We start from the raw sequence: 16,206 nt of genomic DNA, 5'->3' as shown, positions 1-16,206 counted from the left end.
GTTTTATTTTTATTGTCATTCCCGCGGAGGCGGGAATCCAGCATAAAGCGAGATAAATCGAGCTTTTAGTTTTAAAAGTTTACTGTATTTATGTTTTTTTTCTGGATTCCCGCCTCCGCGGGAATGACATCAGGTGACAGAGTTTTACCAGTTCCCACCCAACGCATGGAATACATTAACCATACTACTTAACTGTGAAAGCTTGATAGAAACTCCATCTATTTCGTTCTGTAACATATTCTGTTTAGCGGTAAGTACTGTTAAATAATCTATATTACCATGTTTATAACGCTGATTTGCCAATTTAAAAACGGATGTTAAAGCTGTTTCATTTTGTCGCCAGATACGAAAATTATCACTCGCTGTTTGCTGAGCTGATAAAGCATCTATAACCTCTCCAAAGGCTGTACGTACTGTTGCCTTATACATAGCTATATATTGTTGTTTAGTACTTTCCGCAATCTCTACATTAGCCTTAGTTTTACCAAAATCAAAAATAGGACCAGCTATAGTACCATCTACTTGCCAAGTCTCAGCTGAGCTACCAAATAGAGTATTTAACTTATTACTGCTAAAACCTAATAAACCTGTTAAAGAAATTTGTGGAAAATAAGTGGCTTTCACTGCTCTTAAATTACTATCAGCTGCAAATAAATTCTGTTCTGCTGCCTTAATATCCGGTCTTTGCTCTAAAAGTTCTGATGGTAATATTGATGGTAATACAGGCGTAGTAGGGAAATAATCTATAGGTTTATCACGATAAACTAAGCCGTTCACTATATTTTCAGGGGAACAACCTAGTAAAATCTTTAAAGCTGTTTCTTGCCCTTGTCTCTCTTGCACTAAGGGCGGAAGCGAAGAGTTGGTAAGAGCAAGCTCGGAAGCAGCTTCACTAACTGATATTAAATCACCTACACCAAGGTCGTATAATTTTTGAGTCAAATTATAGATTTCGGTTTGAGTTTCTATTAGTCGCTTGGTTAGATATATTTGTTTATCTAGTGCTAGAATATTAAAATAGCTGATAGCAACATTACTTATAACGGTTAGCCGTACTGCTTCCTTGCTATATTCGCTTGCTAGTAAAGTTCTACGGGCTGATTCACTAGCATTGGCAGCTAGCCCCCATAAATCTATTTCGTAATTAAGTACGCTACCAAGCCCAAAATTATTAGAAATTTTTGGCTGGTTTGGTTGTTTTAATTGTTTACTGGTTTTTGTGCGGTTTACGCTACCTTGTAAATTAATCTATGGAAATCTATAAGAATTAACAAGGTTATATTGAGCTGTTGCTATCGCTATATTACTCATTGCAAGTTCAATATCAGAGTTATTAGCTAAAGATTCCTCAACTAAACAACCCTCAGCTATAAGCTGAGGGGTTATAAAGTGGAATCGATTAGAAATCGATCATCATTCACAGGTTCACCTTCCTGTTCATCAATATAGTGCTGTATCATTTCATCAGTTATATTACCTGAACTGACTGCCATATAGCCCCTAGCCCACAAATGATTGCCCCAAAATTGTTTTCGTAAATGAGTAAATTCTTGCAATAAAATTCTTGAGCTAATGCCTTTTAAATACTGTACTAACTTGCTAAGAGATATTTGCGGCTTATATGAGATAAACATATGTACGTGATCACATGATATTTTACCTGAAATTATATGTACTTCATGTTCCATACAAATCTGCCTCAGTAAATCTCTAGTCCTTTCCGATACTTTGCCTATCAATATTCTCTTCCTATATTTTGGTATCCATATAAGATGCACTTTTAAATCATACTGACTATGACTATTCTTTCTATAACTTCTCATATTTCTTGATATAAATTCATTGCTAAAGCAATTTCATTATATCTTCCCTTCGCCTAAAGGCGAGGGATTTTTGATCCCCGAAGGGGGACATTAAGTTATTAAGTACCGGATCGTTAAATTGTAACCACCATTTAGAAGTTTGGTTATTTTGAGGTGTTAATGAATAATTATTCCAACTATTAGGTAATGGTAGGTTAGGGGGGGTATCATGTGTTGCTTTACAGCTGCATAGTAGTAAAAGTGATAGAATTATAATATTCTTGTAAAATGACGTAGCCAATTTTTGAAGTTTAACGAGTATATACATTAAAATAAATTAATATTACTTTAATTTTAATTATGATTCTTTAAACTATTATGTCAATATACTGCAATCTTTTTTCAACTAACTATTTTTAAACCATGTAATAATGTTACTAACTTGTCTGAAATAACTTTAATATTATAGGTTTGAGTTAGTTTTAGATAAGCTTTTTGGGAAAGTTCTTTTGCTTTTTGTGGGTGGTCTATTAGATACGCAATTTTTTCGGCTAAATCTTCTGCTGATCCGGCTTTGCAAATTAGCCCGTCTTGCATATGTTTTAAGATTTCGCTAGGACCTTCGGTACCTGTACTAACTATAGGTAGGCTGTTTTCCATTGCTTCAAGTAATATGATCCCAAACGGTTCATGTAGTGATGGAAGGCAAAAAATATCAATTTGCTCAAAGAATTTATCTTTGTCATTAACCCATCCTGCAAATGATATTTTATTTTGTAAATTAAGTTTATTTACTAAAGCAGTTATGTTATCTTGTTCCTCTCCATTACCACCTATAACTGCTTGAATTTCATAATTTTTATCCTGTAAAATTTTGATAGCATTAATAAAAACATCAACACCTTTTTTAGCTACGAACCTTGCTAATATGCCAATTACCACTGGTTTTTTATATGATTTATTAGGAGTAAATTTTTTGGTGATATTTATCATATTTGGCAGGATAAATATTTTAGATTCAGAAAATTTATTTTTTAATAAATGCTCTTTCATATGATGCGTTAGGGCAATAACAAAATCGCATTTAAGTAGTCCCTTTAGGCTATAGTTATGAGCAATTCCAATTAATCTAATATTAGATGTTTTAGCAAGTTTACTAAAATTTATTGCTCTATTGCCATGAGCTATAATAATATCAGGCTTAGTTTTATAGATTATATATTTCAAAATAAGAATTGAAATAAGATCAAAAGGTAATAAATTAGGAAGCTTAAAGCTTTTAGATATAAACGAATTTATTTTTGCTTTGTAGGAGGTAATATTTATTACCTCAATATTCTGCATTTTAAGAGCTGTGTTATAATCTAAAAAAGCTTGTTGTATACCGCCAAGGTCACGACTTAGCATAATATTTATTATCTTCATTTTTACTTTAATTTCTCAATTTAATTTATATATTTAATGATTGAGATTATTATACAGTAACTTATTTTAACCTTTCAATCTCTTCTTTGGTTAAACCTGTAAACTCCATTATTTGCTCAATAGTTTTACCTTGTTTCATCATCATTTGTATTAATTTAGCCTTACCTCTAGCTTCGGCATCCATAATTTTCTGCTCTTCTACAGCTAAATTATCCATTTCGGTTTTTACCATTTTCTCATAGGTGTTGAGATCTTCTTCCGACCAACTAGCTTGATCTAAAGCGTAAAAAGCTTTTTTCATAATAAGATCATGACCTATTAAATGCTCCATTTCTTCTAATGTACTTTCGTGTGCATGTTTAAAGAAATATGCCCATTTTTCTTGAAGATTCTCTAATTGGTCTAGCTCTTTATTAAACTTTTCTAGCTCTATGAAAATAAAGTAAAAATCTTGTAAGTCATTCTCGTAAGTTTTAGTATCAAGCAGCCTATGGTTTGATCTCCAATCCTTTTTATTTGGGAATAGGATAAAATCAGCAATAGCAAGGAATATGACGCCTTTTAGCTTAGCATATACTGCCATTTTTTTATGATTCTCATCTTCTTTAATTATTTGCCTTGAATAGGCTTTTGCAGCATAAAGTTGAGCTCTTTTTTCAAAGCCTGGATGTTTACTTACCTGCATTTCTACAATAAATTGCGTACCGTTTTCATCTTTGCACAATACATCAAGGATAGATTGTCTATAAGCTGCAATATCTGGATCTTGATTAGTTTTTAAAAAAGTAACTTCTTTAATTTTTTCTTCCCCTGTATAACCTAAAATGTCATTTAAGAAATGGATAAGTATGTCCTTATTCTTTTCAGTGCCGAAAATTTTTAAAAAGGCATAATTATTTTTAGGATCTAAGAAACGTGAAAGTAGCATTTGAAATCTATTTTTATATATAATAACTTCATTATAGCAAATTCCAAGAAATTTGCTATAATACAATCTTAAATATTAGAATTACATTATGAGTAGTAAGATTAACTTTGTAAAAATGCATGGTCTTGGTAATGATTTCGTTGTTATTAACAAGAAAGATTTAACTGGTACATACGATTTATCACAACTGGCAAAGAGTATGGCAGAACGTCATTTAGGTATTGGATGCGATCAATTTATTATCTACGAAGAGCAAAATGATTCTTATGAAATGATTATCTATAATATTGATGGTTCTAGTGCTAAATTATGCGGTAATGCTACAAGATGTTTAGCAAAATTGATCTATCTTGATACAGGTAAAAAAGATATTACTGTAGTAGTGGGTAATAAGAAATTACTGTGTAATATTATCGATGAAAATAATATTAGTGTTAATGTAGGCGGGGTTAGTTTTAATGAATCTTGGATGCCAAGTCGTGATAAGATTTGGGAGTTTGCTGAGCGTTATATGATTGATTTAAAGGAAACTATTTGTGTTGATGTCGGTAATCCGCATTTGGTTATTTTTAGTAAGCTAGAGCTGCAAGATCAAAAAATTGTCGGTGAGAAATTACAGGATAAAGAGTTATTTGTCGATGGTGTTAATGTTAATTTTGCTGAGGTTAAAGATAATAAAATTTACTTGTCGGTTTGGGAGCGTGGAGCAGGGCTAACTCTTGCTTGCGGCAGCGGTGCTTGTGGTAGCTTTGCTGCTGGTTTAAAGCTCGGTTTTATTCACTCACCATGTGAGGTGGTATTTAAACATGGTAGCCTTATTATGAAAGAGGAAAATGGTAATATAATAATGCAAGGACCTGCTAGTTTAGTAGCATTTGGGGAATATTATTGTGAATAATCTTAAGCAAGACATAATAACGTTCGGTTGTCGCCTTAATATATATGAAAGTGAGATAATAAGAAAAAATCTTGCAGCTTCAGGGCTTGATAATGTTGCAGTATTTAATACTTGTGCAGTAACTAAATCTGCTGAAAAACAAGCACGAGGGGCTATTCGTGCAGCTAAAAAAAATAACCCCGATTTAAAAATTATCGTCACTGGTTGTAGCGCTCAAACTAATCCTAAAATGTATGGCGATATGCCAGAAGTTGACAAGGTTATAGGTAATGAGGAAAAGCTGCTGCCAAGTCACTACCAAATTAATGATAATGATGAAAAAATAGTCGTTAACGATATAATGTCAGTGAAAGAGACCGCAAACCATTTAATTAGTAGTTTTGATGGCAAATCTCGTGCTTTTATTCAAGTGCAAAATGGTTGCGATCATAATTGTACTTTTTGCATAATTCCCTATGGTAGAGGTAGAAGCAGGTCAACAGCGATTGGAGCTATAGCTGAGCAGGTGAAACATTTAGTATTAAATGGCTTTAAGGAAGTTGTTTTTACCGGTGTTGATGCTACAGCTTATGGTGGTGATTTGCCTGGAAGCCCAACTTTTGCCCAGATGATTAAGCGTGTTTTGAATCTAGTGCCTGAGTTAAAAAGGCTGCGGCTATCTTCGATAGATGTAGCCGAAATAGATGATGAGCTTTTTGAACTTTTAGCCTATAATGAAAGGATAATGCCGCATTTTCATATTAGTTTGCAAGCAGGCGACGATATGATACTAAAGCGGATGAAAAGACGGCATAATAGAGCTGAAATAATCGAGTTTTGTAACAGGCTGCGAGCAATTAGACCTGAAGTATCTTTTGGAGCTGATATTATAGCAGGCTTCCCGACGGAAACACCTGAAATGTTTGAAAATACTAGAAAGTTAATTCCGGAAGCTAAGCTGCAATATTTACATGTTTTCCCATATTCGGAGCGTGAGGGAACACCGGCGACACGTATGCCCCAAGTACCGAAAGCTATAAGAAAAGAAAGAGCAGAAATTTTAAGACAAGAAGGGCAGAAGCAATTAGCTGAGTTTTTCAAGAAGCATATAGGGCAGAAAGTGAAATTGTTAGTAGAGAATAATAATATAGCTCACACAGAGAATTTTATACCAGTAAAGCTCGATGAACCACTAGAAATAGGGCAGATATTTAAAGCAAAGCTGGTGGGTGTGGAAGATGGGTGTATGAAATGTGTGTTAGTTTAAGATTTGTGTCATACCGTTACCCGTATGTCATTCCCGCGTAGGCGGGAATCCAGCATAAAGCGAGATAAAATCGAGCTTTTAGCTCTAAAAATTTACTGTAATTTATGTTTTTTTCTGGATTCCCGCCTACGCGGGAATGACATAAGAAACTCATGCAAAAAATTAAAAAGCAAGTAAGAAAATCATGGATAATATAGAAACAATATTAAGGCTGGCTGAAGAGAAGATTTTGTTAGTTCAAAGTCTAAAAGTTTTACAAGAATATAAAGTAGAGTTTTTAGGTAAAAATGGCATAGTTACTAATGAGCTTAAAAAATTAGGTTCTTTAAATGAGCAAGATCGCAAAGAATTTGGCTTAAAAATCAATAAGCTAAAAGAAGAAATACAGAGTATAATAAAAGCTAAAGAAGAAATTCTGGAAGAAGAGGAATTAAATCTTAAACTCTCTAGTGATAAAATTGATTTAACTATTCCTGCTCGTAAATATAAGCAAGGTTCAATTCACCCAATAACTCAGTGTATGGAGGAATTAATCCAAGTATTCGCTAAATTTGGTTTTTCGATAGAAAGCGGTCCGAATATTGATAATGATTTTCATAATTTTACTGCTCTTAATTTTGAGGATGACCATCCTGCAAGGCAAATGCATGATACTTTCTATTTAAAAGGTCAAGAAAATGATAAGCCTATGTTACTTCGTACTCATACCTCCACAGTACAAATTAGAGCAATGGAAAACGGCAAGCCGCCTTTTAGATTTATAGCACCAGGTAGGACTTATAGATCGGATTCTGACATGACTCATACGCCGATGTTTCACCAAATAGAGGGGCTTGTTATTAATAAAGATATTAATATGGGACATTTAAAATATGTCATCACGGAATTTATAAGATGCTTTTTTGAAAACTCGAATATTGAACTACGTTTTAGACCAAGCTTTTTCCCATTTACTGAACCTTCAGCCGAAGTTGATATCCGGATGAGTAAAAACGATAGATGGCTTGAGGTCTTAGGATGCGGAATGGTTCACCCAAACGTACTTAAAAATGTCGGCATTGATAGTAGCCAGTACCAAGGCTTTGCTTTTGGTCTTGGGGTAGAGCGTTTTGCGATGTTGAAATATAATATTAAAGATTTAAGACAATTTTTTGAAGGTGATGTGCGTTGGCTAAAACATTATAGCTTCTCAAGCTTTGATATACCAAATTTAGCAGGAGGGCTTACGAAATGAAATTTACCTTATCATGGTTAAAACAGTTTTTAGATACATCAGCTTCAGTTACTGAAATTGCCCAAAGCTTAACTGCTATTGGGCTTGAAGTAGAAGAAATAATTGATAAAGCAGCAGATCTACAAAAGTTTGAAGTAGCATATATAGTGAGCACTAAACCCCACCCGTCAGCTGATAAATTAAAGATTTGTGAAGTGGAAACCAAGAACGGCAATTTGCAAATAGTTTGCGGTGCTAGCAACGCTAGAGCCGGTATTAAAGTAGTGCTAGCTAATATCGGTGTAGAAATCCCAAACGGTAAGTTTAAGATTAAGGAATCTAACATTAGAGGGGAAAAAAGTGGCGGTATGCTTTGTTCTGAAGAGGAATTATTGCTTGCCTCTGAATCCGAAGGCATTATGGAGTTACCTAAAGATGCCGTAATCGGTGAGTCTTTTACCAAATGTTATGGCTTAGATGATCCAGTATTTGTTATTAACGTCACTCCTAATCGTGGGGATGCTTTAGGGATTTACGGCATCGCAAGAGATTTGGCAGCTAAGGGAATAGGAACACTTAAAGAGTTAGAAATTCCAAAAGTGAAAAGTACATTTAGCTCTAAAATAAAGCTTAATATTAAAGATAAAGAAGCTTGCCCGTTATTTACGTTCAGAGAAATACGAAATTTAAAAAATAAACCAAGTCCTGACTGGCTTCAGAAATTGCTTAAAAATATCGGTGTAAAGCCTATATCAAGCATAGTTGATGTGACAAATTATATGTCCTATAGCTTCGGTCAACCAATGCATGCTTACGATGCGGATAAGTTAAGGGGGGATGTTGTGGTAGAATGTGCGATGTCATTCCCGCGTAGGCGAGAATCCATTATTCCTAACAATGAAAAAATTACAGAAGAAAATAATAATAAGGTTATTCTGGATTCCCGTCTACGCGGGAATGACATTGGGGAGTGGAGTGAACTCCACGCCCTGAACGATAAAAAATATCTACTTAATGAAAGCGATCTAGTTGTAAAAGATGAAAATGGTGTGCAAGCTTTAGCTGGTATCATTGGCGGAAATAGTAGTAGCTGCGATAGTAATACGACGAATATCTTACTAGAAGCTGCTTGTTTTAATGCTAAGATGGTTGCAGCAAGTGGTAGGCGACTACAAATTGATACTGACTCTAGATATCGTTTTGAGCGTAATATTGATAGAAACTTTACTGAAAAAGTTTTAAATATAGCAACTGATCTTATTTTATCAATATGTGATGGTGGTGAAGTATCAGAAATAGTAATATCTGGTGAAAAAGAACCAGCAAAGAAAACGTTGGATTTTCCAGTAGATTATCTAGAAAAAATCACCGGAATTAAGTTAACCCTTTTACTACATAACGAAGCTAATAAAGGAGAATTTGTAGGAAACACGGAACACAGCACCGCAGCGTACAAAGAAGTACGTGAGGATGCGAGTACCAGATTGACGCCCAAATTACCTTTAGAAGCAAGTTATGTCAAAGGGTTAAATATCAAAGGGATAGAAGCTATATTAAATAAACTTGGATTTGTTACTGATGTTAAAAATGAGGTGATAAAAGTAACTCCTCCGTCTTGGCGTCATGATATAAATATTTTAGAAGATTTAGTAGAAGAAATAACCCGTATTTATGGTTATGATAAGATAGAAAGCATAAAACTACCGGAATTAGAGCAGGATAATAACCGCTTAAGAGATCATAAAAGGATATCTAGTTTTAAAAGGATACTTGCGAGTAAAGGTTATGATGAGGTAGTTACCAACTCGTTTATGAATAGCAGAGATGCTAAATTATTTACTGAGCTAAAAGATGAGCTATTTTTGCTGAATCCTATAAGCGTTGAGGATGATTATATGCGTCCTACTATCGTGCCGAATTTACTTGATATAGTTCGAAAAAATCTTGCACGTTCTATAAAAGATATGGCTTTTTTTGAAGTCGGTCCAAATTTCTTAGATTTGAATAACGAAGCGACTTATTTAGCAGCAATTTTAACCGGTTCATATAATAATAAAAACCCTCATTCGATGGGGCGTAGCTATGATATTTTTGACCTTAAAAGTGATCTAGAAACTGTTTTTGATTATGCCGGTTTATCTATAGAGAAGTGTATTGTATCAAATCAGGCTACACCTTTATATTATCATCCGACTAGATCGGTAAATTTAGCCTTGGGGAAAAATTTATTAGGTCACTTTGGGCAGATACATCCTAAAATATTAAAGCATTATGATATTAAAGAAGAAGTATTTGCGTTTGAATTAAATATAACGAATTTACCTATATCTAAAGCTAAATTCGGCAAGAGGGATGAATTTATAATATCCGATTATCAAGCTAATTTTAGAGATTATGCATTTATTATAGCTTATGATCAACCAGTTGGTGAAATAATATCATACATAAATAATTTTAACAAAAAGCTTATCAAATCAGTTATATTATTTGATATTTATAGCGGTGATAAATTACCTGAAGGTAAAAAATCTATTGCAATTAGAGTAGGGCTTCAAGCTGATGATCGCACTTTAAATGAAGATGATTTAAATTCATTCAGCAAAGATTTAATTGCTGTAATAGAGCAGAAATTTCAAGGAACATTAAGAGTGTATACTCGATGAACTTCAAAAATTGGCTACGTCGTATTATAAGATCTGCGGTGCTCACGTATTATATATACGCTCCGCTCCTCGCCTTATATACTTCTTGCTCTTTTTGAAGTTGATCTTCGTCTACCAATTCTTTTATTTATTCGGAGTATAATAATATGTTAAAGGTAATAGTTGAGACAAAAACATTAGTTCAAGCACTCGGTTTTGCAAGTGCAGTTGTTGAAAAACGTAATGTAATATCCGAGCTTGCAAATATTAAACTATCGGCAAAGAATGGTCTGTTAGAGCTTAGCTCTACCAATATGGACTTATATTTAAGCCAAAAAATAGGGGTGCAGGTAGTAAGTGAGGGGGAGCTTACTGTCTCCACTAAAACTTTAAATGATATAGTTAGAAAGCTTCCTGATTCAGAGCTTACCTTAACTGATTTAGGTACTACAGGGCTTGAAATAACAGGAAAAAATTGTCGTTTTAATCTATTTACTCTGCCGGTAGAGTCTTTTCCTGTGATGGATAATATTAATCCGGAAGCTAGCTTTAAAATTTCTTGTGCTAATTTTGCTAAAATAATCGAATCAACGAAATTTTCGGTTTCTTTAGATGAGACTCGCTATAATCTAAACGGCATTTATTTGCATGTAAAAGATAGCGAGTTTTATGCTGCAAGTACCGATGCGCATAGACTTTCTGTTTCATCTGTAGCGTTAGCTGAAAAAATAGAGGATTTTGGTGTTATATTACCGCAGAAGAGTGCTGAAGAGATTTTAAAGATAGTAAAAGATTCTAAAAATGCAAATGCAGATATAGAAATACTTTTAAGTAGTAACAAAATTAAGTTCATATGCAATGAAAATGTTATTATGCTATCAAAACTAATTGATGGTACTTTCCCTGATTACAGTAGCTTTATTCCAGAAAATAGCAGCTCAAAACTAGTAATTAACCGCAAAATATTTGCCGATACTATCGAGCGAATAGCAATAATAACAGTTGAAAAATTTAGGGCTGTGAAATTTTCACTATCTGGTGAAGCTTTAGAGATTAGTGCAATAGGGGAAGCACGAGGAAATGCAAAAGAAGTTATTAATTCTTCAAAAGAGATAGAAAATTTTTACGAGTATAGCGGTGAAACTAATTTAGATATAGGCTTCAATCCGCAATATTTAGAAGACGTTCTAAAAGCTATAAAATCAGATTTAGTAGAGCTATATTTCTCAAGCGTTTCAGCACCAGTACTTATTAAATTCCCTGAAAGCCCTAAGGATATATTTGTAGTCATGCCCGTCAAGGTATAGTATACTCGTTTTATTTGAAAAATTGGCTTCAGCTATTTTATAAAGCCCTATACAAGCGAATTTTGCAGGATTCGCCTTTGCTCACGTACTAAGATGTACGTTGTGCAGGCTCACCTTAAAATTCATCTTGTCTAGAACTTTTAAAATACGCTGATCATTTTCTTTTGCTGATAATCGTCACGTACTAGTATATACGCTGCAGTTATCAACTTCAAGACCGATTACTCTTTTCTAAATTAAACTTTATTACATATAATTTAGTAATGAAATTATTATTGTAAAAAATATGCTACTTAAAGAATTATCTAGATACAATATTAAAGGTAAAATTTTAATAAACTATATTGAGATAAAATAGTATTTCCCCCTTCTGATATCGAAATATATGAAAGTCAATTATTTAAATCATTAGGTAAAGAAAAGGTATATCAGATATATAATGAAAGGAAAACTCTTAGCTATTTCCAAAGTAAAGAAGAAGAGATGTGCCTATTAAGTACGGTTATAAATGGAGATAAAAAACACCTAATGCTTGAATTTTTTAAACTTGAGGAACGTGAATTTCTTAAAGTAAATATATACGAAGAAAATATTATAAATATAGAATTTTGGCACAAAATAGATAGTATAAAGCTTAATTTAGATCTAAAAGAAGCTAACATCCCGTCATTAAATAAAAGAAGCTAACATCCCGTCATTAAATTTAAATAAACTACGAGAAAGATGTGCCAATATTACAGCAAAATATGAGATACTTATAGATGAAAATAATCCGTAGATTTTTTAGTAAAAATCAAGCGATGAAAATTGATGAAGCGTTTGGTTTAGCATTAATAAATGGAGAAGATTCAAATTTATATGACCAAAATAATATTAGTTAAAAACCGAGCTTAAAAAGTTTTATATAAGAAAAATCTTATATTACTTAAGCTGCGATAGAAAAGTAATCGCTGGCACTATCCATAAACCTGGTTTATCAAAACAAGAGGAGGGTGTCAGGAAGTTTGTGTAAGTTGTAAAAATAGTTAAGAATAAAAATAACATAAACAACTTACATGGAGCTAATATGAAGAACAATAACAAAGTATCAAATCCAGCTATAGAAAAATTAGTATCAGAAATACTATCACAAAGTGATCCATCTGAAATATTTGGTAAAGAAGGGATATTTCAGGGAATTAAAAAGCAGATAGTAAATAAGATTTTAGAGAAAGAAATGGAATCTCATATAGGTTATGAGAAACATTCTAAAAATGAGAAATACTCAGATAACAGACGTAATGGTAATTATGAAAAGACTCTAATAGATCCAGAAGGTCGTAAATTGACAGTAGAAGTGCCAAGGGATCGGGATGGAGAATTTGAACCTCAACTAATTCCAAAAGGAGTGCGTAAATTTGAAGGATTTGATGATAAAGTAATATCCTTATATGCTCGGGGAATGACCATTAGGGAAATACAAGGGCACTTAGAAGAACTATATGCCACCAAGGTATCATCTGAGTTAATATCAAAGGTAACTGATGGTATTTTAGAGGAAGTAACTGCTTGGCAGAATAGAGCACTTGATAATGTATATCCTATAATGTACTTAGATTGTATTCATGTTAAGGCAAGAGATAATCATGTAATAATAAATAAAGCGGTTTATCTAGCTATTGGAGTGAATATGGAGGGCAAGAAAGAGCTATTAGGAATTTGGATAGGCAAGAATGAAGGGTGTAAATTTTGGATGCAGGTAGTAACAGAACTGAAGAATCGAGGAGTTGCACAAATATATGTTGCATGTGTTGATGGTCTTAAGGGTTTTCCAGAGGCGATAAATAGCATTTTTCCAAAGACGATAGTGCAGTTGTGTATTGTTCATATGGTAAGAAATTCTGTAAAATACGTATCATACAAAGATCTAAAAGCGGTAACAGCTGATTTAAAAGCAGTTTATTCTGCAATAAATGAAGCAGAGGGATTAAGAGAATTACAAAACTTTGCCAAAAAATGGGATGAAAAATATCCAGTTATTTTTGACATATGGCAACGAAATTGGTCTGGCATAGCTCCATTTTTTAGCTTTCCGGAAGACATTAGGAAGGCGATTTACACTACTAATGCTATTGAATCCACTAACCGTCAAATTCGTAAAATTATTAAAAATAAAGGAGTATTTCCAGATGACAAATCGATTCAGAAAATAATCTTTTTGGCGTTGACAAATGCCTCTAAAAAATGGACAATGCCTATTAAGAATTGGGCGATGGCTTTAAATCAATTTGCTATACTTTGTGATACTAATTTACAAAATTGGGCAAATGGAGAAATCGTACTTACACAAAAAATCTGACAGACCCAACAAGAGCTATTAATAGCTTGTTTATTTTTAATTATCTAATTTGGCTAGATCTTTTCAACTGGGTTTTTGTTAAGGATTGTTGTGGTAAAATATTGTTGCCGTCTCTTGAGTTTATACTAATAATTTTTACTGGAATTGCTTTTGCAATAGCTAAAGCTTTTTGTAATACTTCGTTAGGTATAGTTTCTTGGTTTAGTTTTCTAGGTATATTGCTAAATCCTATATTGTCTTTTTGATGATTTTCTAAGGCTTTTTTTAGACTTTCTTCATGGCTAGAACCAACATTAGCAATTACATTATATCCTTTACTACGAACCTCATTAATGACATTCGTCATATATTGTTCTCGGTTTTCATTTTGAAGTTCAGAAGCCTTACCATACTATAGGTTTTTCCCCTCTAGGCTTATAACCTTAACACCATGTTCTTTAGCTGTTTTATATAAAATTGCATCTTGGAGTATTGGGGTATTTTCTAGCTCTTTAGGTAATGTTATAGGATTATTAGGATTCTTTTCATTATGTTCTAATATACTTGCTAATTTTATTACATCTTTCATGCTCAGATTATCACCATACTGCTTACGCTCAATCGCTATAACAGTGTTTTTATCAATTACACCTTTTTGAATTTCATCAATTAATGTTTGAGTATTATCGTTGTGATCCGTTAAATGATTTTTCTCACCTCTTATTTCTACTTTACTGGCTTCTGCTGATTTTTGAGCATCTATTGCTTTAAAATCTATATTAGCTGTAATTACTGCTTCTCTATCAAATTTGTTTAACAGTTCTTGGTTACTATTTTCAGCAGCTAAACGCTCGGTTAAATTGTATTTATTGCCATTATTAAGCTCTGCTTGTAATAAATTAGCAAGGTGTTTTTTCTCAGCTTGAGTAAGATTAGTAGCAGAATTATTAAATCCTGATTGAGTACTAGGGGAGGATAAAGGGGAAAACTCATCAATTTGTGCTGCACTAGGTGAAATTGGACCTTTTGTATGGGGTACTTCACTTTCATAACCTAAATCTTCTTCATCATTTTTAGAAGTAGTAATTTTATTAGCATTTTTATTTAAGCTTTGTAAATATTTGATTGGATTAAAATCCAGTATTTGTTGAGTACTAGCATCAGGACCTGGAATAACCATTTCCTCATTATCTTGTTGAGGTGAATTATATGGACTTAATTCAGGCGAAATTTTTAAATTTTGTGTTTGTGTCTTACTCTGATTATCTAATAATGGTGATCCAACGTCAATATCTGAACCTTGATCTAGTAAATCACTAGTTCTAGGTTTTTTATTTGTTGTGTCGTTGTTATTAACATCTATATCAATATTCTTTCTCTTATTTTCAGAAATTGTAAGTTTACCTTGTAAATCCTCAATTTCTTGGTCTTTAATCTGAAGTTGAGCATTTAGTTCTGCTAATTTTTTCTCGAGTTCTTCATACGCTGCTGTAGTTGGTGCTTTAGGAATAAGCGAGGAAGTAAGATTTTTATTTTTTTTAGTTAAGTTATTTCTTTTTGGATTATCTTCTGCTTCACTTGCAGAATTATATGCGTATTGCAAGGCAAATTTTGGTTTTTCATGAAAAGGTGCGGTTGGATCTTCTTTTTGTATTAATTCTATTTTTGCACCATTCACTTTTAACTTATTCTCAGCTATATGTCTTACTATACCATAAAGTGCTATATTTGCCTCTTCTGGCTTTAGTGATTTATAAATTTCATATGCATCCTTACCAAGAAAAGCTTCTAATTTGATTTCATCATCTTTTATGGTATTTACTATAGACCATTCAAATCCTTCCCCATGTCCTCCTCTAGTAGGATCAATATTAATGCTATGTTCTTTACCATCACTTCCCTTAATTTTAAATTCTAAATTTGATTTATTTATTGCTACATCACAACTCGTACAACAGAGCTTAGATAATCCTATATATATGTTTTCATTTAATTTGTTATTAGGTTCAAGGCTTCTTTTTCTTAAATAATCGACAATTCGCATTTCAGCGTGTCCCTTATTGTCTAATGGACCATCATATACTAATTTGTAAGGCGGTTCTTTTTCAAATGCTTTAGTAATTGCTGAATTAAATTTTCTTTTCTCAGGAGTATCAGGAGTTAAAGCATCTTCTAATTTCATTAAATCTTGTTTAGCTCTAAAAGCTGCTGCAATTGCTGGATTATCCTTTATATTATCTTTTATCTTTTTAAGATCTTCTTCGTTTGCATTATAAATGTATTTAAATGTATCTGTTTGATCACTATTATTTTCATAATAATGCTGTGCAGCTTTAAGAAATAATTTTTCTCTTTTTCCAGCTAAATTATGTGCCTCAGCAAAATCATCTTGTTTTTCTGGGGGTAAATTTGCATATTCAGCATAGGT

At 32.9% G+C, this 16,206-nt stretch carries 14 protein-coding genes; 7 read left to right on the top strand and 7 right to left on the bottom strand.

Annotation, left to right across the window (positions count from 1 at the left end; genetic code table 11):
- Nucleotides 1-144: 144 nt before the first annotated feature.
- From BA173_RS06980 to BA173_RS06960, 5 genes are all read right to left on the bottom strand, one after another.
- Nucleotides 145-1,248: a TolC family protein gene (locus tag BA173_RS06980; RefSeq protein WP_232505998.1), complete on the bottom strand. Its 1,104-nt coding sequence runs from the start codon at nt 1,246-1,248 to the stop codon at nt 145-147.
- A 134-nt stretch (nt 1,249-1,382) separates the two neighbouring features.
- The gene (tnpA, locus tag BA173_RS06975; protein ID WP_095568239.1) at nt 1,383-1,823 is read right to left on the bottom strand and encodes an IS200/IS605 family transposase; all 441 of its coding nucleotides are present in this window, start codon (nt 1,821-1,823) and stop codon (nt 1,383-1,385) included.
- Between the two features lie 22 nt (nt 1,824-1,845).
- Nucleotides 1,846-2,103, bottom strand: coding sequence for a hypothetical protein (locus tag BA173_RS08255; protein WP_198387183.1), 258 nt, complete (start codon nt 2,101-2,103; stop codon nt 1,846-1,848).
- A gap of 101 nt (nt 2,104-2,204) precedes the next feature.
- Complete coding sequence (locus BA173_RS06965; protein WP_016948223.1) at nt 2,205-3,227, bottom strand: glycosyltransferase family 4 protein; 1,023 nt, start codon at nt 3,225-3,227, stop codon at nt 2,205-2,207.
- A gap of 61 nt (nt 3,228-3,288) precedes the next feature.
- Nucleotides 3,289-4,155, bottom strand: a complete 867-nt coding sequence (locus BA173_RS06960) for an Rpn family recombination-promoting nuclease/putative transposase (protein WP_068041504.1) — start codon at nt 4,153-4,155, stop codon at nt 3,289-3,291.
- Nucleotides 4,156-4,243: 88 nt separating this feature from the next.
- Here BA173_RS06960 and dapF point away from each other — a divergent pair, with 88 nt between their 5' ends.
- From dapF to BA173_RS06920, 7 genes are all read left to right on the top strand, one after another.
- Nucleotides 4,244-5,053, top strand: coding sequence for a diaminopimelate epimerase (gene dapF, locus BA173_RS06955; RefSeq protein WP_016948221.1), 810 nt, complete (start codon nt 4,244-4,246; stop codon nt 5,051-5,053).
- The gene (mtaB, locus tag BA173_RS06950; RefSeq protein ID WP_068041506.1) at nt 5,031-6,299 is read left to right on the top strand and encodes a tRNA (N(6)-L-threonylcarbamoyladenosine(37)-C(2))-methylthiotransferase MtaB; all 1,269 of its coding nucleotides are present in this window, start codon (nt 5,031-5,033) and stop codon (nt 6,297-6,299) included. Before dapF ends, mtaB begins: the two co-directional genes overlap by 23 nt.
- A gap of 184 nt (nt 6,300-6,483) precedes the next feature.
- The gene (pheS, locus tag BA173_RS06945) at nt 6,484-7,533 is read left to right on the top strand and encodes a phenylalanine--tRNA ligase subunit alpha (protein ID WP_016947766.1); all 1,050 of its coding nucleotides are present in this window, start codon (nt 6,484-6,486) and stop codon (nt 7,531-7,533) included.
- On the top strand, nt 7,530-10,175 hold the full coding sequence (gene ytpR / locus BA173_RS06940; RefSeq protein ID WP_068041509.1) for a YtpR family tRNA-binding protein: 2,646 nt from the start codon (nt 7,530-7,532) through the stop codon (nt 10,173-10,175). Before pheS ends, ytpR begins: the two co-directional genes overlap by 4 nt.
- A 146-nt stretch (nt 10,176-10,321) precedes the next feature.
- On the top strand, nt 10,322-11,461 hold the full coding sequence (gene dnaN, locus BA173_RS06930) for a DNA polymerase III subunit beta (RefSeq protein WP_068041512.1): 1,140 nt from the start codon (nt 10,322-10,324) through the stop codon (nt 11,459-11,461).
- Between the two features lie 528 nt (nt 11,462-11,989).
- Complete coding sequence (locus BA173_RS08250) at nt 11,990-12,148, top strand: hypothetical protein (protein WP_157064465.1); 159 nt, start codon at nt 11,990-11,992, stop codon at nt 12,146-12,148.
- Nucleotides 12,149-12,527: 379 nt separating this feature from the next.
- Nucleotides 12,528-13,799 (top strand): IS256 family transposase, encoded by a 1,272-nt coding sequence (locus tag BA173_RS06920; RefSeq protein WP_068042377.1) that lies wholly within the window; start codon nt 12,528-12,530, stop codon nt 13,797-13,799.
- A gap of 40 nt (nt 13,800-13,839) precedes the next feature.
- Here the strand turns inward: BA173_RS06920 and BA173_RS08670 are convergent, their stop codons facing one another.
- On the bottom strand, nt 13,840-14,145 hold the full coding sequence (locus BA173_RS08670) for a hypothetical protein (RefSeq protein WP_232505926.1): 306 nt from the start codon (nt 14,143-14,145) through the stop codon (nt 13,840-13,842).
- Between the two features lie 45 nt (nt 14,146-14,190).
- Nucleotides 14,191-15,960, bottom strand: a complete 1,770-nt coding sequence (locus BA173_RS08665) for a hypothetical protein (protein ID WP_232505925.1) — start codon at nt 15,958-15,960, stop codon at nt 14,191-14,193.
- Nucleotides 15,961-16,206 lie beyond the last annotated feature (246 nt).

The sequence above is a fragment of the Rickettsia sp. MEAM1 (Bemisia tabaci) genome (assembly GCF_002285905.1).
Taxonomy (GTDB): Bacteria; Pseudomonadota; Alphaproteobacteria; order Rickettsiales; family Rickettsiaceae; genus Rickettsia.
The sequence above is the reverse complement of the archived record's forward strand: the minus strand, read 5'-3'. Positions and strand labels throughout refer to the sequence as shown.

Coding starts and splice junctions, on each gene's coding strand:
- BA173_RS08665 (WP_232505925.1), bottom strand. CDS start 15,960: ATGAAATTAGAAGATGCTTTAACTCCTGATACTCCTGAGAAAAGAAAA.
- BA173_RS06960 (WP_068041504.1), bottom strand. CDS start 4,155: ATGCTACTTTCACGTTTCTTAGATCCTAAAAATAATTATGCCTTTTTA.
- tnpA (WP_095568239.1), bottom strand. CDS start 1,823: ATGAGAAGTTATAGAAAGAATAGTCATAGTCAGTATGATTTAAAAGTG.
- BA173_RS08250 (WP_157064465.1), top strand. CDS start 11,990: ATGCTTGAATTTTTTAAACTTGAGGAACGTGAATTTCTTAAAGTAAAT.
- BA173_RS08670 (WP_232505926.1), bottom strand. CDS start 14,145: ATGACGAATGTCATTAATGAGGTTCGTAGTAAAGGATATAATGTAATT.
- dapF (WP_016948221.1), top strand. CDS start 4,244: ATGAGTAGTAAGATTAACTTTGTAAAAATGCATGGTCTTGGTAATGAT.
- ytpR (WP_068041509.1), top strand. CDS start 7,530: ATGAAATTTACCTTATCATGGTTAAAACAGTTTTTAGATACATCAGCT.
- dnaN (WP_068041512.1), top strand. CDS start 10,322: ATGTTAAAGGTAATAGTTGAGACAAAAACATTAGTTCAAGCACTCGGT.
- BA173_RS06920 (WP_068042377.1), top strand. CDS start 12,528: ATGAAGAACAATAACAAAGTATCAAATCCAGCTATAGAAAAATTAGTA.
- BA173_RS06965 (WP_016948223.1), bottom strand. CDS start 3,227: ATGAAGATAATAAATATTATGCTAAGTCGTGACCTTGGCGGTATACAA.
- pheS (WP_016947766.1), top strand. CDS start 6,484: ATGGATAATATAGAAACAATATTAAGGCTGGCTGAAGAGAAGATTTTG.